Raw genomic sequence first — 24,692 nt, 5'->3', positions numbered from 1 at the left:
CGGCCCTCTTCATTTCGCCTTTTGGCCGAGAACCGTCCTGACAAGATCGGGCGTCAGTTCGTCGAAATGCTTGATGATCCGGTCGGGCGAGAGGCTTTCGATCGGCACATCGGAGTAGCCGAACGGTACGGCGATTGATGGAACGGAAGCGTTGCGGGCGACCAGGATGTCATTGAGGCTGTCGCCGACCATCACGGCGTGTTCCGCGACAGCGCCGGCATTGGCCACCGTCGAGAGGAGGTGCTCGGCATGCGGCTTGCGGACGGAGAAAGTGTCGCCGCCGGAAATGGCGGCAAAGCGGTCGATAAGACCGAGGCCGTCAAGCAGGCGCTTTGCCAGCATTTCCGGCTTGTTTGTGCAGACGGCAAGTTTCAGGCCTGCATCCTGCAGGCGATCGAGCGCAGCGATCAGTCCCGGATAGGGCAGAGATTCGCCGGGCATCGATCCGTGATAAAAATCGACGAACTCCTTCATCTGCCAGGTCAGTTCCTCCTCGCTGAGCGCCTTGCCGCGCAGCGCGAAGGTGCGCTCGATCATGGCGCGCGCACCGTGGCCGACGAGGTGTGTGAGATCGGCATAGGTAACCGGTTCTATACCTGCCTGCGCCACAGCATGGTTCAGGCTGGCGACGAGGTCGGGCGCAGTGTCGACAAGGGTACCGTCGAGATCGAAGACGACTAGGGGCAGGGACACGGCAACCTCATTCTGCAAAACCTTGTCCGTTGGGGTAGGCGAAGTCGGCGCGGAATGCAATGACGACCCTGCTGCATGTGTCCTTAAGTCCTATCCGACTTAAGGATGAAAAACATGCAGCACTCCGAAGTGCTACAGCGACCTTTGCACGTCTGGCAGGACGCGCGGCGACGTGGGTCGTAGCGCTGTTCGAATCCGGTGCAGGCCGCGCATTTTGGCTTTCGTTTGCCGCAACGGGCGTGTAAGTGTCTCAGCGGAATTGGGGCGGGAACGGCAAAAAAGGTCGGCTCGCAAAGTGATAGAGGGAGCGAGTGGCGCATGGACGCCCGCCAAATGAAGGTCAAGGCCGCTCAAGCAGCGCTTGAATATGTCGAAAGCGGTATGCGGCTTGGAATCGGCACCGGTTCGACTGCCGAGGAGTTCGTCCGGTTGCTGGCCGAAAAGGTCGCGTCCGGGTTCCAGATCACCGGTGTTCCGACGTCCGAGCGCACGGCACGGCTCTGCCTCGAACTCGGCGTACCCTTGAAGTCGCTCGACGAGTTACCGGAACTGGATCTGACGATCGATGGCGCCGATGAAGTCGACGGAAAGCTGCGCCTGATCAAGGGCGGAGGCGGCGCACTGCTGCGCGAAAAAATCGTGGCGAGCGCTTCCGCACGGATGATCGTGATCGCCGACGAATCGAAGGTCGTCGACGTGCTCGGCGCGTTCAAGCTGCCGATCGAGGTCAACCCTTTCGGTCAGATCGCAACGAGGCTGGCGATCGAAAAAACAGCGGCGCGCTTGGGTTTGACGGGCGATATCGTCGTGCGCACCTCGGGCGACGGTCCTTTCATGACCGACGGCGGACACCTCATTCTCGATGCATCTTTTGGCCGTATTCCTGATGCAGAGGCGCTCGCGACGGAGTTGAACGCCATTCCGGGAGTGGTCGAGCACGGACTCTTCATCGGCTTGGCGTCGATAGCGGTCATTGCGGGTTCGGAGGGGGCGAGAACGCTGACGGCATCCTGAGCCGGCGCGGCCGGTTCGTGAGGTGCTGCTGCAGCACGGCGTCGAAGACAGATTTCCGCACATGTCTGCCAGGCGGCGGCGATCGGCCGGGCGGCACGTGCCAACACAGGAGCATGGATAAAATGAACAAACTTGCAGGTCTCGCCCGCACATTCGCAGCCGCTGCGATCCTTCTTTCGGCAGCGGTTCCGGCTGTACAGGCACAGGACGTGACGGAAGATCAGATCAAGGCGGCGCGTGCGACGATCGCGGCGCTCGGTGTCACCAACACCTTCGACAACATCCTGCCGAATCTGGCGGAACGATTGAAGAACACGCTGATCCAGGCGTCGCCGAACCATCAGGAACTGATCACCGCGACCGTCGATGAGAAGGCGCTTGGCCTTGCCGCGCGGCGCTCGGATCTCGAACGTGAGGCGGCGACCATCTACGCCAAGACCTTCACGGTCGAAGAGCTGAACGCGATCACCGAATTCTACAAATCCGCGGCTGGCAAGAAGCTTCTGAACGACGGCCCGATCGCCTCGCGCGAACTCTTGAAGGCAGCCGACATCTGGGCGGCCGGCGTTTCGCGCGACCTCACCAACGAGGCCACCAAGTCGCTCGACGAGAAGATCGGCACTGCGCCTGCGGCCGACGCCGCTGCTCCGGCGCCCGCGCAATGACGAACTGACGACGACGCGGGCAGCTAGGCTGTCCGAGGGAAGCCCGGAGCGATCCGGGCTTTTCTTTTTTTGCGTCGCAATACTATATCAGGGCGAACGCCGACTCTGCTCGCGCCTTCACATGTTTCCGACCGCCGCGTGCCGGTAGATCGTTTTTTCAGGAGTTTTCTCATGAGCGCTTTCGACTATGACCTCTTCGTGATCGGCGGCGGTTCGGGCGGTGTGAGAAGCGGGCGGCTGGCGGCGGCAATGGGCAAGAAGGTCGCCATCGCGGAGGAGTTTCGCTATGGCGGCACCTGCGTGATCCGCGGCTGCGTGCCGAAAAAGCTCTACGTCTATGCCTCGCAATATTCCGAGCATTTCGAGGATGCCGCCGGTTTTGGCTGGACCGTGGGCGAAAGCCGTTTCGACTGGCGGAAACTGGTCGCGGCGAAGGAACAGGAGATCACCCGGCTCGAGGGGCTTTATCGCAAAGGTCTCGCCAATGCCGGTGCGGAGATCCTCGATACGCGGGCGGAACTTACGGGACCGAACACGGTGCGGCTCCTCGCCAGCGGCAAAACGGTGACGGCGGAACGGATCGTTATCGCCGTCGGCGGGCATCCGAGCCCCCACGATGCGCTGCCGGGACATGAACTCTGCATCACTTCCAATGAAGCCTTCGACCTGCCGGAGCTGCCGAAATCGATCCTGATCGCCGGCGGCGGCTATATCGCGGTGGAGTTCGCCAACATCTTCCGCGGGCTCGGCGTCGAGACGACACTGATTTATCGGGGCAAGGAGATTCTCTCGCGTTTCGACCAGGATATGCGGCGCGGTCTGCACGCCGCTATGGAGGAGAAGGGCATCCGCGTCCTCTGCGAGGATATCATCCAATCGGTGTCGGTCGATGCGAATGGACGGCGCGTCGCGAAGACCATGAAGGACAGGGAGATCGTCGTCGATCAAGTGATGCTGGCGCTCGGCCGCGTGCCGAACACGAAGGGGCTCGGGCTGGAAGCGGCTGGTGTCAAGACCAATGAACTGGGCGCAATCATCGTCGATGCCTATTCGCGCACGAGCGCGCCGGGCATCTATGCGCTCGGCGACGTTACCGACCGCGTGCAATTGACGCCCGTGGCGATCCACGAGGCCATGTGCTTCATCGAAACTGAATACAAGAACAATCCGACCTCGCCGGATCACGATCTGATCGCGACCGCAGTGTTCTCGCAGCCGGAGATCGGCACCGTCGGCTTGAGCGAGGAGGCGGCGGCGCGAAAATTCGAGGAGCTCGAGGTCTACCGCGCCGAATTCCGCCCGATGAAGGCGACGCTGTCCGGCCGCAAGGAAAAGACCATCATGAAGCTCGTCGTCAATACCGCCGATCGCAAGGTGGTGGGCGCGCATGTCCTCGGCCACGACGCGGGCGAAATGGCACAACTGCTGGGGATTTCCTTGAAGGCCGGGTGCACGAAGGACGACTTCGACCGCACCATGGCCGTTCATCCGACCGCCGCGGAAGAACTCGTCACGATGTATCAGCCGAGCTACCGCGTGAAGGGCGGCGAGCGAATCGGTTGAGCCGTGCAGCACAGTTGGTCGACCGAACAGCCAAGGTCCACGTTTTCTGGTAGGATGGCTTTCCAAGCCCTTTGTTAACGTTTATAAGCCCGCATCCGCGAAGTGGCGGGCCGGGTCCGCACTCGGCCGAGCGCTCGGATCGGCGGGGCTGGCGGAGCGGATGCATGGAAATCCGAATGCCGGGCGGCCTCGGTCGCAGGGGCGTGGCGCGGGCCTATCCGCGTCGGACAACAGGTGACGGAAATGGCACAGACTTGGACTCCGAATAGCTGGCGGCAAAAACCCATTCAGCAGGTTCCGGACTATCCGGACCTCGCAGCGCTCGAGACGGTGGAAGCACGTCTCGCGAAGTATCCGCCGCTGGTCTTTGCCGGTGAGGCACGGCGTCTGAAGGCCGCCCTTGCCAATGTCGCCGAAGGGCGGGGTTTCCTGCTGCAGGGAGGCGATTGCGCCGAGAGCTTCGCCGAGCACGGTGCCGATACGATCCGCGACTTCTTCCGCGCCTTCCTGCAGATGGCCGTGGTCCTGACTTTCGGGGCGCAGCAGCCGGTCGTCAAGGTCGGCCGTATTGCCGGCCAGTTCGCGAAACCGCGCTCGTCGGGCGTTGAGAAGCAGGGCGATGTGACGCTGCCGAGCTACCGCGGCGACATCATCAACGGCATCGAGTTCACGGAGGAGGCGCGCCTGCCCAATCCGGAACGGCAGATCATGGCCTATCGCCAGTCCGCGGCCACGCTCAATCTCCTGCGTGCCTTCGCGATGGGCGGTTACGCCAATCTCGAAAACGTCCATCAGTGGATGCTCGGCTTCGTGAAGGACAGCCCGCAGGCGGAGCGTTACCGCAAGCTCGCCGATCGGATTTCCGAGACAATGGATTTCATGAAGGCGATCGGCATCACTTCGGAAAATCACCCGAGCCTGCGCGAGACGGACTTCTTCACCAGCCACGAGGCGCTACTGCTCGGCTATGAGCAGGCGCTGACGCGCGTCGATTCGACTTCGGGCGACTGGTACGCGACCTCCGGCCACATGATCTGGATCGGCGACCGCACGCGCCAGCCGGACCATGCGCATGTCGAATATTGCCGCGGCATCAAGAACCCCATCGGCCTGAAATGCGGTCCGTCGATGACTGCAGACGGCCTTCTGGAGCTGATCGACATCCTGAATCCCGCCAACGAGGCGGGCCGGCTCACTCTCATCTGCCGCTTCGGCCACGACAAGGTTGCCGAGCACCTGCCGCGCCTCATCCGTGCGGTTGAGCGCGAAGGCAAGAAGGTCGTGTGGTCCTGCGACCCGATGCACGGCAATACGATCACGCTCAACAACTATAAGACCCGTCCGTTCGAGCGCATCCTGTCGGAGGTCGAAAGCTTCTTCCAGATCCACCGCGCGGAAGGAACGCATCCGGGCGGAATCCACATCGAGATGACCGGCAACGACGTGACGGAATGCACCGGTGGTGCGCGCGCGCTTTCCGGCGACGATCTCGCCGATCGCTATCACACCCATTGCGATCCGCGTCTCAATGCGGATCAGGCGCTCGAGCTTGCCTTCTTGCTTGCCGAACGCATGAAGGGCGGCCGCGACGAGAAGAAGATGGTCGTCAACGGCTGAGTCTCGTTGGTTCAAAATTTCTGAAGTACCGACGCATTGTCTGAATTTGACACGAGCCGGGCCAAGCTTGATAGCTGGCCCGGCTTTTCATTGCCGAGGGAGAGAAAGATGACGGAAACTCATCGGGGCGGCTGCCTTTGCGGGGCGGTGCGGTTCAAGACGCGGGGAAAACTGCGCGAGCTGATCTATTGCCATTGCTCTCAATGCCGGAAGCAAACGGGGCTCTATTACGCTGCGACCAATGTGCTCGACAGAGATTTGGAGCTGGAGGGCGCCGACAACGTCACCTGGTACCGCTCGAGCGGAGAGGCGAAGCGAGGGTTCTGCCGGCACTGCGGCTCGGCGCTGTTCTGGAAGGCGGATGGGCTCGATTACACGTCGATCCTTGCCGGCACTTTCGATACACCGACCGAGCTCACGCCCGGCTATCATATCTTTTGCGCCGATAAGGCCGATTACTACGATATCAGTGACGACCTGCCGCGCTTTGCCGGCTCGCCGTCACGCCGTTCAGGGCCGTGAGGCGGCGGCCTGGTCGAAAGCGCTGGCGAGCGCCTCGAACTTGACCGCCTGCCAGAAGGCGTATTCCTGGATCAGCCGAGCGCCCAACCAGAATCGGCCACGCCTGCCGTCATCCAGCTTGCCGACAAAACCGCCCGATTCTGCATAGGCGAACAGGCGGCGGACATGCGTGTTCGATATCAGATAGTGTTCGGCAAGCTTCGCGAGATTGACCTCGATCGAGACGTTGCCTTCGTCCGGCGCCAGGCTCGGCGGGCGTGCCATGAGATCGTCGAGGATCACGCCGCCAGATTCCGACCAGACGAAGACGGCGACGCTTTCCGGCGGCTTCGTCCATTTCGGATCGGACAGGAGGCGCCGCACGGCAAGCGGATGGGCGCGCTCGAAAATCGTAATATCGGTTTCCACCTGTTGAACCCTCGAACCGCCGTCCAGCAGGTCGAGCGTGCTCATTTGGCTCTTGAACCAAAGCTGCATGGCATCCTGACTGATCTCGGTCGGCTCGAGCGGGCGCGCTCTCTTCGTGCGCCCGCCGGCTGCCGGGCGAAGCAGCTTATAGGCGACGAGTTCGGCCAGGAATGCGGCCGCGGTATTGCGGCTGGCGCAGCCGGTATCGCGCATGAATTTGAGCAGCCGCGCGGCCGTGATGCCTGAGTCCGGATGGTCGCGATCGCGTTCGAGATGCAGGGCATAGATTGCCTGGGTAAGCATCCATTTCTGATGGGAGGCCACCAGGCGAGCAATGCGCGGGAAGAGATCGTTCACGGAAATCAGAGTACGCGCGCCCGCCTGCAGGACCTGCAGGAACTCCGGATTATCCAGCAACGCATCCACTGTGAAACCGGGCGGAGCCTTCTGCTCGGCGCTTTCCTTGCTCGCAAGGCGCTGCATCTGTCGCGTGTGCCCCCAATCTCCATGCATCCATGCGCCACAATCGTCCCGTGCACCGATGCAATCCAGTTCTAAGATTCACGCGTTATCCTCAATGCGCAAGGCCGCTGTCTTGTTTCATATAAAGTTTAACTCAGTTTCATTGGACAAGGACCGGTTGCTGGCATCTGACGCCCGTGACCCGGATGTCGGCCTCCCCGACACGCACGCCGACCAGGAGAAGCAGGTTATAGAGCAATTCGTCGATCGGCTTTGTCGCGGCGCCAAGGGTTTGCGCGAGGGCCTGCTGCAGCAATGTCGGGGTTCCGAGCGACAGGGCTCCGCCCACATTGATTTTGGCATCGAGATTGCCGAGCAAGGTCTGGGTGGCCGAGCCGAGAATATCCTTGGTGGAGACGCTCTTAGTCGCGCGTGCAGCGACTTCGCGCGGGCTGAAGGCGAGGCGGGATGCCTGCAGGTTCTTCGACTCGACGTGAGCGATGGCGTCGATCTTGAGGATGGCCAAATCGACGAGGCGGGCAGGGGTCACCCGCGCGTCCGAGGAGAAACTGGAGAGAACCGCGGGGTTGACCTCTCCGAGGGCCATCTCGGCGACGCCCGGAACCGCATCCACGACGACGGCAGCATTCTCGGGTGTTCCGCCGTAGCAGCGGATGTCCGACAGCTTCGCCTCCGCATGCGCGAGCTCCACATAGATCGGCAGGCGCAGGCGCGTGCCGGCAAGTGCCGCAAGACCGTTGACGTTGACTTCGACAGCGAGGCGCGTCTGTGCCGTGCGCACGGCCGTGCCGGGCGCGCCGAGGCGGTGGCTCGGCGTCTCCACCGGCGGCTCGCCGATCGCGAGCCTGACGTTGACCGATGCGATTCCCGGCAGGCCGGCAACGGCATCGAGGGCGATCTGGTGTTCGCCATTGGCTATCGCCGCGGCCGCCGACACGATTTGCAGCGCGCTCACTTTCATCGACCAGTCGGAACCGGCGTCGACCCTCAGGCTTTTCTTCGGGTCGATGTTGAGAATCTGTGCCAGGGTGAAAATCCGTTTGTCGCCGGCCGTTGCCAGCTCAAGGCTCTTCAGTGCAGAGCTCACGGTGCCGGAAAGGCCCTGGACGAGCCGCAGCGATCCGACGAGTTGCGGCATCGTCAGCTCGGCCGTGAGCACGTCTTCGTAGGAGGCCGCCGTGCGATTGAGGCGAGTGCCGATGATTTTGAGGAAGGGCTGGATTTCGATATCGGCGTCGATCAGCGCCTCGTAATCCATGACCTTGAGCGAGACGCTCGTGCCGAGCATCTGGCCAAGAATGGCATTCAGCAGACCGCCGTTGAGGCTGGCGAGACGGGAGCCGACGGAAAAGGCGGCGACCTTGGAACTCGCCGCGGTGCCGATGACGCCCAGGTCCGGCGGGTCGCTGAACAGGGCTGCGAGAAAGATCTCGCCCTTCTTCTCCAGCATCACCTGGACGGCGTCGGCGGGGACCGCATCCTTGATGAAGCGTTGGCCAACATCGATTTCCGGGTCGGGAACATACCGTCCGCGCACGATCGTTGCCACACCCTTGCCGGCGGTTTCAACGTCGCTCGGCATGACCTTGCCGTCCACCGTCATCAGGCCGGAAGATGTCGACACGGCGAAGTTCAGGCCGTTGTTCCTGAAGTGGGCGAGCACCGCCTGTTCGGCGGAGGTGACATTGGCAGCGGCCGCAATCGCCGCGAGGTCCGCCACTGACTGCAGCTCGCGCCTTTGCAGCGTGAGATAGCCGTAGTCGATGCCGAGCCCCATCGACGTGATCAGGAGCGGCATGACGAGCGCCGCCGAAACGCCGATGTTGCCGCCGCGCGACGTTAGATAGCGGCGGATGGCGTTCGTCCTCGTGAGCATGTCAGATTCCTCCCACCCGTATCGTCGCGTAGCGCTCGATCTGCTCGCCGGGCAGGGCAAAGGTGAAAAGATTCCAGATCGGCAGATCGCTGGCGTCGTAAGTAACGGTGACGGTGAACTGGTTGGCGTTGTTCGCGTCGTCGCGAACGCTGACGCTCATGCGGGAGGATTGGATGAAGGTCTGGCTCATCGTGGTGCGACGGATGTAATCGGTCGCAAGGCGCTCGCGTTCTTCCTCGGAGAGGCCGGCAATCGCCGTGCGCGCGGCGTCTGCGGCGATCTGCTGTATGGAATGGGCGGCGCTGAGATAAATGCCATAGGCAATCAATGTGAGCACACACATGAAGAAAAGCGGTGCGATGACCGCGAATTCGATAGCCGCAGCACCATTGCGGCTTCCGAGGAGGCGCTTGAAAACGGACATGCCAACATCTCCGAGCAGTCATTGCTACAGTGCAGTATCCTCTGCACTCATAGGATGCGCCTTAAGTGTTAATTTTTTTATACTTTTTAGATCCAGTGCTTCCCCTTTGATTTTCTGTGTTTTTTAGTCTTTGTTTATTCGTCTTTTAATTGATTTCGCGATGAGTTTTGCCGCATTTGCCAGGACTTTGAGGCTGTTGAGGGCGCCCGCACGCCGGAAACACGCAGAGCGCGCCGATCAGGGCGCGCTCTATTGTGTTGTGGTGACGCGAGGCGTTGTGCAGCCGGGCCGCATTGGGCGGTGGCAGGGACAGGATGTCCTCGGCAGGCTTAGGAGCCGGTCTGGTAGAGCTCGGCGTGGGACTTGAAGAAGCGCTCGGTGCTGTAGCGCTTGCCGAACATCATGTCGTGCTGCAGGAAACGATAGTCGCGCAGCGACGGCGGGATCTTCGGCTGCCGCAGCCAGTCCGCGACGTCCTTACCGTTCTTGCGGATCAGCATATAGCGGTCGAGGACGCGGAAGTGGTCGTAAACCTTGCCTAGGAAGCCCGTGTAGTAGGGGTGCTCGTAGCCGGCCTGCTTCAGGATTTGATAGGACAGAAAGGCCGGGCTGATCGTGCCGATGTTCTTCTTCGGCCCGGTCTTGTTCGACCAGACGACAAGCGGCGTTTCGTGCTCAGCTTTCATCTGATGCTTCGGGCCCTTGCGCTCCGCTGTCACGTCCTTCATGTAGCCGGTGCTGGTATAGACGGTGTTCAGCGGCGGCAGGTGGTCGCCGAAGAGCACGATGATCGTCTCGCGATCGCGCTCCTTAGCCCAGTCCATCAGCATCTTGAGGCTGTCGTCGGCTTCCTTGATGCCTTGCGCATAGGTAGCGAGCACCTGACGGTCGGCTTCCGAAAGATTGCCTTCGATCTTGATCGTGTTCTTCGCGTAGCGGTTGGGCTCGTAGGGGCCGTGGCCCTGGAGGGTCACGGCAAAGAAGAAGAACGGATCGTCCAGATCATCCGCCTGGCGGATGATCTCCTTCGTCAACGCCTCGTCCGAGGCGAAGATGCCGCGTTTCTGCATGGGCGGCATGTTCTCTTCCGACCTGAACATGTCGAAGCCGAAGGCCTTGTAGACGGCCGTGCGGTTCCAGAACCAGCCCTGAAAGGGATGGATGGCGCGCGAGACATAACCTTCGCCGCGGAAGAAGGTGGCGAGGGACGGGATCGGATTACGGATATATTGCTGGTAGGGAATGCTGCCGTAGGGCAGAAATGCGTTCGAGAAACCGGTCAGCGCCTCGAATTCGACATTCGCCGTCATGCCGCCGAACTCAGGTGAGAAGACATTGCCGCCCTGCAGTTCGCGGACAGTCGGCATCGGATCGGGTGTCAGCTTCACGTTGGGAAGTCGGCTCGGATCCCAGAAGGACTCGCTCATGAGCACGATGACGTCCGGCTTGCCGCGATGCGTCGTCCCGGCTGGAAGGGGCTTGACCGGGATACGGTCGATCGCATCCGCCATATACCCGGCCGGGGCGTTGACATTGGCCATCGGAAGATTGATCGCGAAGGCAAGCGCAAAGCCGTTATGCCGGTAGTTCTCCGTCTGGTCCCACATGATGGGGATGACCCTCAGCCGGTCGCGGACCCACGAGAACTGGTTGTAGTCCATGATGTTCCAGAAGGCGACGAGCAGCGGCAGCGCGAAGGCGACCCGCGCGAAACGCTCGCCGCGCGTCAGCTTCGGAAAGTTCCGCCATGCAAAGCGCAGCAGCAAGGCTCCGACGACGATCGCAGCAATGAGACCGGCAACGAGGCCGACCGCGGTCCACGGCCTGTCCTTCACGAGAACAGGCATCAGTTCCATGATCTGCCGGCCGAAAAGGAAATCCGTTGGGTAGAGCGGGTCGGAAAGGAAGACCTGCTTCTGCTGGCAGATGAACGCCGGGAGAACGGCAAGGGGCGCGACGACGAGCGCAGCCTTGTGCTCACGGCCGAACAGCGCATCGAGCGCCAGCATCATAAGAAAGAAGGCCGCAACCGTGGTCCAGGCCGGGCGCATCGGATCGAGGAAATAAGCAACCGTTTCGGAAACGGACTGACGTACGATGAATTCGACGGCGAAGACGAGCGCTGCGGCCATGAAAAGCGTGAGCAACGCGCTACGCGTTCCTGCCAATGTCTTGGTATGTCTTAAGGAAAAGCCTGGTCTATCGACGTAGACTTGAGAACCTCTCGCGGTGGCGGGATCGACAGGGGCCAACGACTTCTCCAATTTCATAAATATTTCGTCTAACTGTCATACGACTGTCATCTTGAACAGGGGATGAATGGCCGAACGAGCTCGACCATCTGCCGGTTCCGTGCCGCGTGAAAGATTTTTCTCCGCCGGCGTAAGGTGCGGAAAAGGCAGAATTTTCAGGAATTTTGGGTTTTGTTCGCGATTGGGTGTGGGTTTTTTGCCGCGGGATGCGGTAAGAACATCGCGATTGCCCTATGCATCGTGATGAAAGACCGACAGGCCAGCCCCATGACTGCACAGAACGCCGTTCCTTCAACGCTACGGATTGCCGTGGCACAGCTCAATCCAACGGTCGGCGACATCGCCGGCAATCTGGCGAAGGCGCGTGAAGCGCGCGCGGACGCGGCACGCCAGGGCGCCGACCTATTGCTTTTGACCGAACTTTTCGTTTCCGGTTACCCGCCCGAAGATCTCGTCCTGAAACCGGCTTTCCTGAAGGCTTGCCAGCAGGCGGTCGAGAAGCTTGCAGCGGAGACGGCGGACGGCGGGCCCGGAGTCGTCATCGGCTTTCCCCGTCAAGCCGCCGGGCTCAGGCATAACTCGGTGGCGGTGTTGGACGCAGGCAACATCATTGCCGTGCGCGACAAGGTCGACCTGCCCAACTACGGCGAGTTCGACGAAAAGCGCGTTTTCGACGCCGGTGAAATGCCGGGGCCCGTCAACTTCCGCGGAGTGCGTATCGGCATTCCGATCTGCGAGGACATCTGGGGCGATCTCGGCATCTGCGAGACGCTCCAGGAGAGCGGCGCCGAAATTCTGCTTTCGCCGAACGGTTCGCCCTATTATCGCGGCAAGGTCGACGTCCGCCATCAGGTGGTCCTGAGACAGGTGATCGAGACCGGTCTGCCGATGATCTACGCCAACCAGCTCGGCGGCCAGGACGAACTGGTCTTCGACGGTGCGAGCTTCGCCTTCAACGCCGACAAGTCGCTGGCCTTGCAGATGAGCCAGTTCGAAGAGGCAATCGCCGTTACCGAATGGAGAAGGGGCGAGGACGGCTGGAGCTCAGGCAATGGCGTCAATTCGCGCATTCCGGAAGGCGAGGAGGCGGATTACCGCGCCTGCATGCTGGGTTTCCGGGATTACGTTAACAAGAACGGCTTCAAGAACGTCATTCTAGGCCTGTCGGGCGGCATCGACTCGGCAATCTGCACTGCGCTCGCGGTGGATGCATTGGGCGAAGAACGGGTTCGCACGGTCATGCTGCCCTATCGCTATACGTCGCAGGAGTCGCTGAAAGACGCCGAGGCCTGCGCCAAGGCACTTGGCTGCCGCTACGATATCGTCGCGATAGAGGAGCCCGTCGAAGGTTTCCTCAGCGCACTCTCCGACGCGTTCGAGGGAACCGAATCCGGTATCACCGAGGAAAACCTGCAGAGCCGCACGCGTGGGACGATCCTGATGGCGATCTCCAACAAGTTCGGCTCGATGGTTGTGACGACGGGCAACAAATCGGAGATGTCGGTCGGCTATGCGACCCTCTACGGCGACATGAATGGGGGCTTCAATCCCATCAAGGATCTTTACAAGATGCAGGTCTACGCTCTGGCGCGCTGGCGCAACAGCGCCGTGCCGCCCGGTGCGCTTGGGCCATCCGGCGAGGTCGTTCCGCAGAACATCATCGACAAGGCGCCGTCCGCCGAACTGCGTCCCAACCAGACGGACCAGGACTCGCTGCCTCCCTATCCGGTGCTCGACGACATTCTCGAGTGCCTGGTGGAAAAGGAGATGAGCACGGAGGAAATCGTCGCCCGCGGACATGACGAGGCAACCGTGCATCGGATCGAGCATCTGCTCTACATCGCCGAATACAAGCGCCGGCAATCGGCGCCAGGCGTGAAGATCACCAAGAAGAATTTCGGCCGCGACCGGCGCTACCCGATCACCAACCGCTTCCGGGACAGGGGGTAGCCATGCGCAGTTCGGTGGAGATATTCGTCATCACGACGGGGGAGACGCGCATCGTCTGGCAGACGGAGCGGCTCGTCGAGGCGCCGAACTGGTCACCGGACGGCAAGTTCCTCATCATCAATGGCGACGGCAGGCTCTATCGGCTTGCCTTCGACGGCTCCGAGCCCGCGGAGATCGACACGGGCTTTGCCCGCCAATGCAACAATGATCACGGCATCTCGCCGGACGGAAGCACGCTCGTGATCAGCGACAAGACGGAATTCGGCCAGTCGGCGATCTATCTCCTGCCGGCGGAGGGCGGGACACCGCGGCTCCTAACCCGCAATCTGCCCTCCTATTGGCACGGCTGGTCGCCCGACGGCCGCACGCTTGCCTATTGCGGCATCCGCGACCAGGTCTTCGACATCTACACGATTTCGGTCGATGGCGGCGAGGAACGGCGCCTGACCCATGGCGAGGGCCGCAATGACGGGCCGGATTGGTCGCCGGACGGAGAGTGGATCTATTTCAATTCAAGCCGCACCGGGCGCATGCAGATCTGGCGGGTCAGACCCGACGGCAGCGATGTCGAGCGTATCACGGACAGCCCCTATGGTGACTGGTTTCCGCACCCGTCGCCGGACGGCAAGCATCTGCTCGTGCTCTCCTATGACGGCGATGTCTTCGATCATCCGCGCGACCTCGATGTGCGGTTGCGCCTGATGGATCCGGTGGGCGGCAATGCGCGTGTTCTGTTCGAGCTCTTCGGCGGGCAGGGGACGATGAACGTTCCGAACTGGTCTCCCTCGGGTGGGGCCTTTGCTTTCGTGCGGTATCAACCGGAGCGGTAGTGCCGGTGGACAGATCGATCGGATCGCGGCGTGCTCGTCGAATATCCGGAGCAGTTCGATATGGCTTCGGCGACTTCCGCGAGGGCGGCAGGCCCGACCCGCAGCGATCTGCTTCGGCCAGTCGGTATTGGTCGCCTATGATTGCCTCGCCGCACCCAACAGCGCCATTCTGAGCCGACGGGTGCCTTCGTCGTCTTGCCTTTCGCCGGGGCTTGTGCCCATATGCCTGCGCTAGGTGCCCGCCGCATGCGGGAGAATCGGGAAGCCGGTGCAATTCCGGGACGTGCCCAACGCTGTGATGGGGACGCTCGCGCCAGAAAGCCCTGAATGATTTCAGCGCTTTTTCCACTGAATCTTGAAGCGATTTGGGAAGGCGGCGCGAGCGGGTGATCCAAAGTCAGAAGACCGGCCTGGCGAGATGGACCGCCCCGCGCGGACGGCGGGGAGGTTGTGCATTGTTGGGGATCGAACGATGCTCATTGACCAAAGCGGCTGCCTGGCGGCTGCCGGAGCTTTTTCGCCGGACGAGCGCGCTGCCGTCTACCGTGCCATCGAAACGCGCCGCGACGTGCGCGACGAATTCCGTCCTGAACCACTGCCTGAAGAGCTGATCGCCCGTCTGCTTGGCGCAGCACATCGGGCACCCTCCGTCGGCTTCATGCAGCCCTGGAATTTCGTGCTCGTGCGTCGGAGCGAGACACGCGAAAGAGTATGGCAGGCCTTCCAGCGCGCCAATGAAGAGGCGGCCCGGATGTTTTCAGGCGAGGCGCAGGAGAAGTATCGCTCGCTGAAGCTCGAAGGCATTCGCAAGGCGCCGCTCAGCATCTGCGTGACCTGCGACCGCACGCGCGGCGGTACGGTCGTTCTCGGCCGGACCCATAATCCGCAGATGGACGTCTATTCGACCGTGTGCGCGGTACAGAACCTCTGGCTTGCCGCACGGGCGGAAGGCGTGGGTGTCGGCTGGGTGAGCATCTTCCACGAAAGCGAGATCAAGGAGATCCTGGGGATACCGGAGCATATCGAGATCGTTGCCTGGCTTTGCCTCGGCTTCGTCGACAGGCTCTACTTGCAGCCGGAGCTCGCCGTAAAGGGCTGGCGTCAGCGCTTGCCGCTCGAGGATCTCGTCTTCGAGGAAGGGTGGGGCCTTCCTCAAGGCCGCGTGTAAGCCAGCCGATTCGATGCTTTCCTTTCCTGCATCTGATTCCGGTGGCTGTATCAATTGTCCTGCAGTGGCTGATAGCGCGGCCCGAGCGGATGCTTGAGGTCGATGGCGCTTTCCTCCTGCGGAAGAAATGTCGGACCGACCACGCGCACCTTGCTCTTCGCCGGATCATAGGGACGCTCCTCAACCGTTTTGGCTGAGGGCTTCTTTGCTGTGCCGATGGTTACGACCGAAGGGCTGACGACGGTAAGATTGTTCGAGGATGAGGCTTTTGGGTCATCGGCACCGGAAGCGACGCTCGGAATTTGACAGCCGCAACTGCCGGGGGCGCCGACATCTCGGGCGCGATAGGCGAAGGCGGCTGGGAGTTCGGTGTAGGGCCGACCGGTCGATGCGGAGATCATCTTGTCTGCCTCCTCCGTCGCAAGCACGTGATAATAGAGCTCCGTCTCGGCTCCGGGACACCGCGCCCGGCAAAGCTCGGCATCGCGGCCGAAATCGGCCGGCGTGGCATTTGACGAAATTGGAAAGAAGGCGCCGTCGCAGGTGCGTACGCACATGGTCCGGAGGCTGCCGTTCGCGCCGTCCCCGACGAGCGGGTATTCGGCCGTTCCCGGGCCGTCGGGCAGCAGCGGATAATCTTCACTGTCCGGCGGCAGGTCTCTGAGGATGTTGCGATGGATCTCAGTCTCCTCGCCAGTCGCACTGGCGAGTTGGCCCTCATCCGGCGGCCTCGAACAGTAGTTGATTTCCATTGCCGCAAGGATACGCCGGCGCATGTCGTCGTTGCCGTCGCCGATCAAATGCCGTCGCTGCGCCTTCAGCCTTCGAAGGTTATCCTCCATCTCGGCGATCGTGTCGTCCAGCGCTGCACAGGCGTCGCTATCGCCGCCCACGATGATGATACTGCCATTGCTGCAGTCCATGCGCCGGCGCTCATTTTTCGCACGGCGCAGCTCGATGTTCTGGCGGGAGACCGCGCCGGTGAAATCGCGCAGGCTGGCGTTCGTTCTGAAATTTGCAGGAAGCTCGGCGAGGCGGGCGTTGAGGCGGTCGCAAACGTCCGATGCAAGTGAGATTTCGGCCGTTGTCATTAGCGACGCAAGGGCGCCCGCTATGCATGCGATCTGCCGGGATGCCACCTTCCGGGACACTGACACGCGTCTTCTTCCTAGGCTGGGGCGGCTCGTTCCATCGACTGCCGCTTGTCCAATTCATCATAAGTCCTTGTCGTGATGGTGCAACGACAAGTGCGGCTTTGCGTTAACGGCAATCGTGAAGGAGCACCCGCGCAGCCTTGGGCACGTCGCCCAGAGTGCTGCGGCTTTGCAGCAGCGAGATGCAAAAACGCCTAAAGCGCGTCGCATTGAATGCGACGCGCTTTGGCGACGCGGCTGGCGATGTCAGGCGGCTCGCGCTGTTTCAAGCGACATCGGGCGTTCGAGGACGGTGCCCTCAATCGCGGCGACTGCCTTCATTGTTTCGAGGAGATTCCTGCTCACTTCCCAGGCAATTGCGACCGCGTAAACGGAGCCGATCCGTTGCGGTTCGCCGATACGCTCCCCCGGGCAACCCATGCGGCGGAACATCCGCTCGAGGAAGACATCGGTGACCGTGACGATATGGCTGATGCCTGAGGCAAGGCTCAGCTCGCCGACGCCGCACATGAGTTCGGCAGCGGCCACCGTGACCTGGTTCGACGATCGATCCTGAGAGATCTCCGGATCGATGCAGAAGCGGCTCGATTCCCACACCGATGCGCTGCGGATTTCGGGATTGTCACCAAGCAAGATTGGGAACGTGTCGTCCAGCATGTTCGGTCCGAGTGTCGGCAGGAGCCTCAGGGAACCGCGCAGCTTTCCGCTCTCCGGCGAATACGACATGATGTAGAGCGGATTTGCCTTGTCGTAGTGGTCGATTTCCCAGTCGCCATGGGTCTTGACGTCCCACTTCAAGAAATCGTGGAATACGCGCTTGCGCAGCCGAAACATCTCGTCGATGACTTGCGGGTGCTGTCCGCGAGCGTTTCCATTCACGATCCTGATCATCTTTCGCTCCATGCGTTAATTTGCGCGATGGAGTGATGCTGTCAGGCTCGGCTGACACATGTAACTGTCGATAGTGACAGTTTAATTCAGCAATTTTTCCCGATAGATTTGTGGGGCTGTGGGTGGTTTACCGCAGCCGGTCGGCAGCGAAAACCCGTCAGATCGTTGGGATCAGGGCGTGGCGAACGGCCTGCGCCACCGCTTGCGTGTTGGAGACGACATTGAGCTTGCGGCGGGCATTGGTCATGAAGAAACGCACGGTGCGCTCGGAGATACCGAGAATCGTCGCGATCTCCCAATAGCTCTTGCCGGCCGCCGACCAGGTCAGCACCTCGGTCTCGCGGCCGGTCAGGCGCAGGTCGCGCTCGTCGAGCGCGCCCGCCATGGCCGAATGTTCCAGCATGGAGGCGTGAAAGAGGTTGGCGGCCAACTGAAAGTCACGCAGATGGCAACGGCGGTAGGCCGCCCATTCGGCGGGAGACATGTTGGCACTGATCGCGAGCAGCGCGAGGCGGCCGGCAGGCGAGGGAAGCGGCAGCGCCACGCCTTCGGTGGAAAGGCCGATTTCTTCGGCCGCCTCGAAAAGTGGCTCGCATTCGGGAAAACGGCGCCGCGCGGTTGCCCATTCCACGGGCCTGACACCCCCGAGAGCGAGCTTGAGGATCGGATCGATCCGATAGAGCCCTCTCGACAGGTAGATTTCGGCAGCATAGGCGCCGAATGTATGGTGCAGGCGGCAGACCTTGAGGCCGTCGGACAGGGGCTCCGCCTCCAGGTAAAGGAGGTGCGCGATATTGAAGGTGCGGCGCATCAGGGCGAAAAAGCGCTCCGGTTCTGCGCACCCCCCGTATTCCACGATATCCAGCAGATCGAGGACAGCCTGTTGATTAGTCATGCCGTAACACCGAGTCTTGCCCCTATAATAAACATGGGTTAGGGCGGCGGCCTTTGTCTAGTGCTATATTTCGTAAACGGTGAAGCCGTGCAGCCGATACAATCCCTGATTGAATTCCTGGGCGTAGGAAACCGGCTTTCACTGCCATTGGAGCAGGGAAGCGAGCAAAGGTGCTCGCTTCGGCCTTTGAACTTAGCTTTGATCGGGCAGATCGGGCCACCCCTTAAACGGGATGGCTCGCCTCGACGACGGCCAGCGCGGCCATGTTGACGACGCCGCGCGAGGTGACAGACGGCGACAGGATATGGGCCGGCAGGGCCGAACCCAGCAGGATTGGGCCGACGTGAAGGCTGTCAGTCATGGTCTTGACGACGCCGAGCGCGATATTGGCCGCATCGAGATTGGGGAAGACGAGCAGGTTCGCCTCGCCGTTCAAGGTGCTGTCCGGCATCACGCGTTGCCGCAGGGTTTCCGAGATCGCGGCGTCGCCATGCATCTCGCCGTCGACCTCAAGATCGGGAGCGAGCTCGCGGACGAGATGGAGCGCTGCGCGCATCTTGAAGGCGCTTTCTGAATCGCGCGAGCCGAAATTCGAGTGCGAGACGAGCGCGGCCCGCGGCGTGATGCCGAAGCGACGGATCTCATTGGCGGCCATCACCGTCGTCTGGGCGATCTCCTCCGCGCTCGGGTTGTAGCTCACATAGGTGTCGGTGAAGAAGGTCGCGCCGCGTTGTGAGATCAGGAGGCTGAGCGCCGAAAAGTCGGGCACGCCCGGCCGTTTGCCGATGATCTGCGAAACGTCGCGCAGATGCTTACTGTAGCGTCCTTCGACGCCGCAGATCAGTGCATCCGCTTCGCCGCGCTTGACCGCGAGCGCGCCGATCACCGTCGTGTTGGTGCGCACGATGGTACGGGCTGCCTCCGGAATGACGCCTTGGCGGCCGACAAGCGCAAAATAGTCGTCGACATAGTCGCGGTAACGCGGGTCGCCTTCAGGATTAACCACTTCGAAATCGACATCGGGGCGGATTCTGAGGCCGTAGCGGCGAAGGCGTGTTTCGATGATCTGCGGGCGGCCGATGAGGATGGGGTTCGCGGTCCCTTCCTCCAGCAGCACCTGGGCTGCGCGCAGAACCCGCTCGTCTTCTCCTTCCGCGAAGATGACGCGATTCTTCGCAGCGTTCTTGGCCGCGGCGAAGACCGGCTTCATGATGAAGCCCGAGCGGAAAACGAAGCGATTGAGCTTGTCGAGATAGGCGTCGAAATCCTGGATCGGGCGCTTGGCGACGCCGCTCTCCGCAGCGGCCCTCGCGACGGCGGGGGCGATGCGCAGGATCAGCCGCTGATCGAAGGGCGAGGGGATCAGGTAATCGGGGCCGAAAACCGGCGTCTCGCCGGAATAGGCGCGGGCGGCGACATCCGACGGCTCCTCGCGCGCGAGCCCGGCGATCGCGCGCACCGCCGCCATCTTCATCTCTTCATTGATCGTACGCGCGCCGCAATCGAGCGCGCCGCGGAAGATATGCGGAAAGCAGAGAACGTTGTTGACCTGGTTCGGGAAGTCCGAGCGGCCGGTACAAATCATCGCGTCGGGCCGCGCCGCACGGGCCACCTCCGGCATGATTTCCGGCGTCGGATTGGCAAGCGCCATGATCAGCGGCTTTTCAGCCATCTGGGCCAGCAGTTCCGGCTTGAGGACGCCGGCGGCGGAGAGCCCGAGAAAGACATCGGCGCCGCCGATCGAGTCGGCGAGCACGCGGTTGTCGCTGTCCTGCGCGTAAACGGCCTTCCACTCGTCCATCAGGACCTCGCGCCCCTTGTAGACGAGGCCTTCGAGGTCGTGGACCCAGATGTTCTCACGCTTAGCGCCGAGCGTCACGAGCAGGTTGAGGCAGGCAAGGGCCGCCGCCCCGGCGCCGGAGGCCACGATCTTCGCCTCGGCGATATCCTTGCCGGCGAGTTCCAGGCCGTTCAGCACGGCGGCGGCGACGATGATCGCGGTTCCGTGCTGGTCGTCATGAAAGACGGGTATTTCCATTCTTTCGCGGAGCTGCCGCTCCACCTCAAAACATTCGGGCGCCTTGATGTCCTCGAGGTTGATGCCGCCGAAGGTCGGCTCCAACGCCGAGACGACATCGACCATTCGATCGACCGTGGGTGCGTCGATCTCGATGTCGAAGACGTCGATGCCGGCGAACTTTTTGAAGAGAACGGCTTTGCCCTCCATCACGGGCTTGGAGGCGAGGGGGCCGATATTGCCGAGGCCGAGAACGGCGGTGCCGTTCGATACCACGGCGACGAGATTGGAGCGCGCGGTGAAGTCGGCAGCGGCTTCAGGATCATCCTTGATGGCGAGGCAGGGCGCGGCGACGCCGGGAGAATAGGCCAGTGCCAGGTCACGCTGGTTGCCGAGCGGCTTGGTCGGCTGGATCTCGAGCTTGCCCGGGCGGGGATAGCGGTGGAAGAAAAGTGCCTGCTGGTCGATATCTCCGCTCGCCGGAACGGTTTGGGATTTTGCTTTGTCGCCCGTGTTCATGCCTTGCAGTCCTCGAGTTCAAGATCGAGGCCTTTTGGCACGAAATCCCGACCGCGTACAGTTTTGCCGTGGTTCTTTTGCACGGGCGCGGCCTCCGCCTGCACGCGCCGTGTCATCATCCTGAAACACGAGTCTGGTTTTCACGGTCCTTAGACGGCACAAACAAAGGCGAGGCTGGCATGCTGACGGCATCGGCATCCAAACAAGAACCGGTTCGGAAACTCAGGACGCTCTTCATTTCCGATGTCCATCTGGGCTCGAAGGCGGCCAAGACGGATTATCTCCTCGATTTCCTGCGCCACCATGAGGCAGAGACCATCATCCTGGTCGGAGATATCGTCGATGGCTGGCGGCTGAAGCGCAGTTGGTATTGGCCGCAACCGTGCAACGACGTCGTGCAGAAGCTCTTGCGCAAGGCGCGAAAGGGCGCCCGCATCATCTATGTTCCCGGCAATCACGATGAATTCCTACGGGATTTCCCCGGCGTGCACTTCGGCGGCATCGAGGTGGCGCAGCGCTACCTGCACCGCGGCGCAGACGGGCGGACCTATCTCGTGCTGCATGGGGACGAGTTCGATGTTGTCGTGCGCAACGCACGCGTTCTCGCCTATCTCGGCGATTGGGCCTATGACATGGCGATCGCCATCAATATCGGCCTTGCTGCTATACGCCGGCGTCTCGGCATGCCCTATTGGTCGTTCTCCTCCTGGGCCAAGCTGCAGGTCAAGCATGCGGTGAACTTCATCGGCGAATTCCAGAAGGTCGTGGCCGAGGAGGCCCGGCGCCATGACGCGCAGGGCGTCATCTGCGGCCACATTCATCATGCAGTGATCGAGGATATCGGCGACATTCGCTACATCAACACGGGCGACTGGGTCGAAAGCTGCACGGCGATCGCTGAGCACTACGACGGCACGATGGAGCTCATCACCTGGCACCAGATGCGCGGCGATGCGCTCGAGCGGATGGGCGAGCACGAAAAGATACCGTCGCGACGCCTTGCACAGCGGGCTGCCGCCTGATCGGTCCTGTTCGCCGTGGGCGCCGCGATTGCGGCGAGGCCGGGCTGTGTAGCGAAAACTAGCCAATAGCAAGCGGCCACGTGGTCGTGCTAGGTGTCGGACACAGCCATCAGGTCTCCCCATGATTCCCTCGCCTGCGCCCACATTTACAGTGGGGCCTCCGCCGCGCCATTTCGCGCTCCGTATCGCACTGCTCTTCTGTGCGCCGTTGATCGTCAACGGCTTTGCCATGCCGTATTTTCCGGTGTGGCTCAGCACGCTTTCCTTGAGCGACTTCGAGATCGGCGTGGTGCTGGCGCTTCCGATGTTTGTTCGGGTGTTCACGGCGCCGCTGGCGGGAGTTCTCGCCGATCGTCTCGGCGAACGCACGATCGTCCTGATCTGGTCGGGCTGCCTGTCCTTCGCCACGGCCATTGTCCTCTTCTTTGCGCCGAGCTTCTGGCCGATCCTCCTCATCTACACGCTGCAATCGGCAGTCTATTCGCCTTATCTGCCGATCGTCGAGGCGATCGCGCTTTCCGGCGTGCGGCGATGGGGCTTCGACTATGCGCAGATGCGCGTCTGGGGATCGATCGCCTTCATCGGCGCCACGATGATCGGCGGCTGGCTCATCGGCCTCATCGGCGGGGCGATGGTCCTGCCGGCGATGGCGGCGGCATTCGGGCTTACGATCCTGATGGCAATCGCAGCGCCTCGGGTTGGTCGCCCACGCCGTCCGTCGCCGATCACGGCGCTGACGGAACCGCCGCCGCAGTCGCTGCGTCAAACGGATCTGCAACTGCTCCTGGTGGGCGTTACGCTCGTCAACAGCAGCCACGCGATGCTTTTCGCCTTCTCAGCCATCTACTGGCAGCAGATCGGCTATAGCGGCATGCAAATTGGCGCCCTGTGGAGTGCCGGCGTGGCGGCGGAAGTGCTGATGTTCTTCTTCGCCAGGGCAATCGTGCGACGCTTCAGCGTCTGGACGATGATCTTCTCCGGCTGTCTTCTGGCGGTCGTGCGCTGGCTGATCTTTCCCATGGACCTGGGATTCTCGGGCTATTTCGTTCTCCAGTGCTTGCATGCGTTCACCTACGCGATCATGCATACGGGCATGCAGCACAAGCTGGTCGAGCGCGTCGCCGAAGAGCAGGAGGCCTCGGCCCAGGGGCTCTATTTCTTCTACACCGGCATCTTTACCGCGATCTTCACCTTTCTCTCGGGTTATTTCTACGCCTGGTTCGGCGTGAACGGCTTCTATTCCATGTCGGTCGTGGCCCTGTTGGGCTCATGCTTTGCATTTGCCGGCTGGTATCTTCGGCCTCAGAGGCTCGCCGCCGCCGCCGGAAAGACCTCGTAGCGGGGCGCAGATCCGATCTTCGGCACGCGGTTAAGCCCCGGTTGAGTGTTTCCATCCCGCCCCGCAAGGATGGCGCAGCGACTTTTACGTGCGTCGCAGCGCCATGTGTCTTTTCTGTCGCAGTAAAGCCACTCTACGACTTTGAATTCCTGCATGATTTTGTCCTTTGATCGAATCTGGTTTAAGAGAATATGCAAGCAATGAACCGGAAGACCGAGATCACGTGACGAGCGCCCAAGACCAGATCGCTGCCGACGTCGTCCTCGACGAGGGCGCCGGTGGACCCGGCCGGCGCTACGTGTTCAGCGGCGCGTGGCGGCACGAAACGGCGGAAGCCATGGCCGCCAAGCTGAAGCGGCTCGGCAAGCCCGCCGGCGGGCAGAACGAGTTCGATTTTTCCGGCATCACGGCCATGGATACGGCCGGCGCATGGATTATCCGGCGCTTCATGAACGGTATCGGCAGCGAGGCGGGCGGCGAGGTCCGCTTCAGCGGCGGTGGCCAGCGATATGTCGAATTGGTCCGCGCTCTGCCGTCGCAACTCCCGTTGCCGGAGCGCGATGCAACCAGAGTGTCGCTTTTCCAGCGGCTCTTTGCTCCGGTTGGCGAGTTGGTGCTGTCGATATGGACCGATACGGTCGCAGCCATGTTTATCCTCGGCTCGGCGGTCCGCGGCGCACAGATGAAGCTCGGGCGCCATGCGGGCGTCTCGCCGGCGGCAATCGTTCATCAAATCGACCGCATGGGCGTCATGGCGACGCCAATCATCACGCTGATGTCGTTCCTGATCGGTGCCATCATCGCGCAGCAGGGCGCCTTCCAGCTCCGCTCATTCGGCGCAGAAATCTTCGTCGTCGATCTTGTCGGTATCCTGCAATTGCGCGAAATCGGCGTACTGCTCACGGCGATCATGATTGCCGGCCGGTCGGGGAGTGCGATCACCGCTGAAATCGGCTCGATGAAAATGCGCGAAGAGGTCGATGCGCTGAAGGTCATGGGCTTGAGCCCCGTCGGCGTTCTCGTCTTTCCACGCCTTGTGGCGCTGACGATCGTATTGCCGCTCTTGACGATCATCGCGAACTTTGCCGCCCTCGTCGGTGCCGCCCTTGTCGCGTGGGCCTATTCCGGGATCACGGTTTCGACGTTCCTGGCGCGACTGCAGGAGGCGATCGATTTTTCGTCGGTCGCGGCCGGCATGATCAAGGCGCCCTTCATGGCGCTGATCATAGGCGTCGTTGCCGCGGTCGAGGGGCTGAAGGTCGGTGGCAGTGCCGAGTCGCTCGGACGCCGGGTGACCTCATCGGTCGTGAAATCGATCTTCGTCGTCATTCTGATAGACGGTTTGTTTGCCATGTTCTACGCGGCAATCGACTTCTGAAGCGAGCGAAAC

At 61.8% G+C, this 24,692-nt stretch carries 20 protein-coding genes and 1 riboswitch; of the genes, 11 read left to right on the top strand and 9 right to left on the bottom strand.

Annotation, left to right across the window (positions count from 1 at the left end; genetic code table 11):
- Window positions 1–9: 9 nt before the first annotated feature.
- Window positions 10–693 (bottom strand): HAD family hydrolase, encoded by a 684-nt coding sequence (locus M728_RS08135; RefSeq protein ID WP_026623017.1) that lies wholly within the window; start codon window positions 691–693, stop codon window positions 10–12.
- Between the two features lie 318 nt (window positions 694–1,011).
- On the opposite strand from M728_RS08135, the gene rpiA reads away from it, so the two are divergent.
- The 5 genes from rpiA to M728_RS08110 all read left to right on the top strand — a co-directional run bounded on the left by rpiA (window position 1,012) and on the right by M728_RS08110 (window position 6,074).
- Complete coding sequence (gene rpiA / locus M728_RS08130) at window positions 1,012–1,707, top strand: ribose-5-phosphate isomerase RpiA (RefSeq protein ID WP_026623018.1); 696 nt, start codon at window positions 1,012–1,014, stop codon at window positions 1,705–1,707.
- 122 nt (window positions 1,708–1,829) lie between these two features.
- Entirely contained in the window at window positions 1,830–2,372 is a 543-nt protein-coding gene (locus M728_RS08125) for a DUF2059 domain-containing protein (RefSeq protein ID WP_026613927.1), read from the top strand.
- A 171-nt stretch (window positions 2,373–2,543) separates the two neighbouring features.
- Window positions 2,544–3,935, top strand: a complete 1,392-nt coding sequence (gene gor / locus M728_RS08120) for a glutathione-disulfide reductase (RefSeq protein ID WP_026623019.1) — start codon at window positions 2,544–2,546, stop codon at window positions 3,933–3,935.
- A 243-nt stretch (window positions 3,936–4,178) separates the two neighbouring features.
- Complete coding sequence (locus M728_RS08115; RefSeq protein ID WP_026623020.1) at window positions 4,179–5,552, top strand: class II 3-deoxy-7-phosphoheptulonate synthase; 1,374 nt, start codon at window positions 4,179–4,181, stop codon at window positions 5,550–5,552.
- A gap of 108 nt (window positions 5,553–5,660) precedes the next feature.
- Window positions 5,661–6,074, top strand: a complete 414-nt coding sequence (locus tag M728_RS08110) for a GFA family protein (RefSeq protein WP_026623021.1) — start codon at window positions 5,661–5,663, stop codon at window positions 6,072–6,074.
- Here the strand turns inward: M728_RS08110 and M728_RS08105 are convergent.
- The 4 genes from M728_RS08105 to M728_RS08090 all read right to left on the bottom strand — a co-directional run bounded on the left by M728_RS08105 (window position 6,063) and on the right by M728_RS08090 (window position 11,535).
- On the bottom strand, window positions 6,063–6,965 hold the full coding sequence (locus M728_RS08105; RefSeq protein ID WP_051441073.1) for a hypothetical protein: 903 nt from the start codon (window positions 6,963–6,965) through the stop codon (window positions 6,063–6,065). The genes M728_RS08110 and M728_RS08105 overlap by 12 nt on opposite strands.
- Window positions 6,966–7,104: 139 nt before the next feature.
- Window positions 7,105–8,841 (bottom strand): pilus assembly protein TadG-related protein, encoded by a 1,737-nt coding sequence (locus tag M728_RS08100; RefSeq protein ID WP_026623023.1) that lies wholly within the window; start codon window positions 8,839–8,841, stop codon window positions 7,105–7,107.
- A gap of 1 nt (window position 8,842) precedes the next feature.
- Complete coding sequence (locus M728_RS08095; protein ID WP_026613933.1) at window positions 8,843–9,265, bottom strand: TadE/TadG family type IV pilus assembly protein; 423 nt, start codon at window positions 9,263–9,265, stop codon at window positions 8,843–8,845.
- Between the two features lie 329 nt (window positions 9,266–9,594).
- Window positions 9,595–11,535: an LTA synthase family protein gene (locus M728_RS08090; protein ID WP_156943580.1), complete on the bottom strand. Its 1,941-nt coding sequence runs from the start codon at window positions 11,533–11,535 to the stop codon at window positions 9,595–9,597.
- A 249-nt stretch (window positions 11,536–11,784) separates the two neighbouring features.
- Here M728_RS08090 and M728_RS08085 point away from each other — a divergent pair, with 249 nt between their 5' ends.
- The 3 genes from M728_RS08085 (at window position 11,785) to bluB (ending at window position 15,465) form a co-directional block, all read left to right on the top strand.
- The gene (locus M728_RS08085) at window positions 11,785–13,467 is read left to right on the top strand and encodes an NAD+ synthase (protein ID WP_026623025.1); all 1,683 of its coding nucleotides are present in this window, start codon (window positions 11,785–11,787) and stop codon (window positions 13,465–13,467) included.
- A 2-nt stretch (window positions 13,468–13,469) separates the two neighbouring features.
- Window positions 13,470–14,297, top strand: a complete 828-nt coding sequence (locus tag M728_RS08080) for a TolB family protein (protein WP_026623026.1) — start codon at window positions 13,470–13,472, stop codon at window positions 14,295–14,297.
- A gap of 216 nt (window positions 14,298–14,513) precedes the next feature.
- A riboswitch (cobalamin riboswitch) is annotated at window positions 14,514–14,726 on the top strand.
- A 43-nt stretch (window positions 14,727–14,769) separates the two neighbouring features.
- Window positions 14,770–15,465, top strand: coding sequence for a 5,6-dimethylbenzimidazole synthase (gene bluB / locus M728_RS08075; protein ID WP_026623027.1), 696 nt, complete (start codon window positions 14,770–14,772; stop codon window positions 15,463–15,465).
- A gap of 50 nt (window positions 15,466–15,515) precedes the next feature.
- On the opposite strand, the gene M728_RS08070 is transcribed toward bluB, so the two are convergent.
- The 4 genes from M728_RS08070 to M728_RS08055 form a co-directional block, all read right to left on the bottom strand.
- Window positions 15,516–16,622 carry a DUF2865 domain-containing protein gene (locus M728_RS08070; RefSeq protein ID WP_026623028.1) on the bottom strand — a complete coding sequence of 369 codons (1,107 nt, stop codon included), beginning with the start codon at window positions 16,620–16,622 and terminating at the stop codon, window positions 15,516–15,518.
- A 243-nt stretch (window positions 16,623–16,865) separates the two neighbouring features.
- Window positions 16,866–17,510 carry an acyl-homoserine-lactone synthase gene (locus tag M728_RS08065; RefSeq protein ID WP_026623029.1) on the bottom strand — a complete coding sequence of 215 codons (645 nt, stop codon included), beginning with the start codon at window positions 17,508–17,510 and terminating at the stop codon, window positions 16,866–16,868.
- Window positions 17,511–17,667: 157 nt separating this feature from the next.
- Window positions 17,668–18,405, bottom strand: coding sequence for a LuxR C-terminal-related transcriptional regulator (locus tag M728_RS08060; protein WP_026623030.1), 738 nt, complete (start codon window positions 18,403–18,405; stop codon window positions 17,668–17,670).
- Between the two features lie 223 nt (window positions 18,406–18,628).
- Window positions 18,629–20,941, bottom strand: coding sequence for an NADP-dependent malic enzyme (locus M728_RS08055; protein WP_026623031.1), 2,313 nt, complete (start codon window positions 20,939–20,941; stop codon window positions 18,629–18,631).
- 179 nt (window positions 20,942–21,120) lie between these two features.
- Between M728_RS08055 and M728_RS08050 the strand changes: the two genes are divergently transcribed.
- From M728_RS08050 to M728_RS08040, 3 genes are all read left to right on the top strand, one after another.
- Complete coding sequence (locus M728_RS08050; protein ID WP_026623032.1) at window positions 21,121–21,963, top strand: UDP-2,3-diacylglucosamine diphosphatase; 843 nt, start codon at window positions 21,121–21,123, stop codon at window positions 21,961–21,963.
- 121 nt (window positions 21,964–22,084) lie between these two features.
- On the top strand, window positions 22,085–23,302 hold the full coding sequence (locus M728_RS08045) for an MFS transporter (protein ID WP_026623033.1): 1,218 nt from the start codon (window positions 22,085–22,087) through the stop codon (window positions 23,300–23,302).
- A gap of 223 nt (window positions 23,303–23,525) precedes the next feature.
- Window positions 23,526–24,680 carry an ABC transporter permease gene (locus tag M728_RS08040; RefSeq protein ID WP_026623034.1) on the top strand — a complete coding sequence of 385 codons (1,155 nt, stop codon included), beginning with the start codon at window positions 23,526–23,528 and terminating at the stop codon, window positions 24,678–24,680.
- Window positions 24,681–24,692 lie beyond the last annotated feature (12 nt).

The organism is Ensifer sp. WSM1721 (assembly GCF_000513895.2).
Taxonomy (GTDB): domain Bacteria; phylum Pseudomonadota; class Alphaproteobacteria; order Rhizobiales; family Rhizobiaceae; genus Sinorhizobium.
Note: the sequence above shows the minus strand (reverse complement) of the source record. Positions and strands in the feature narration are given on the sequence as shown.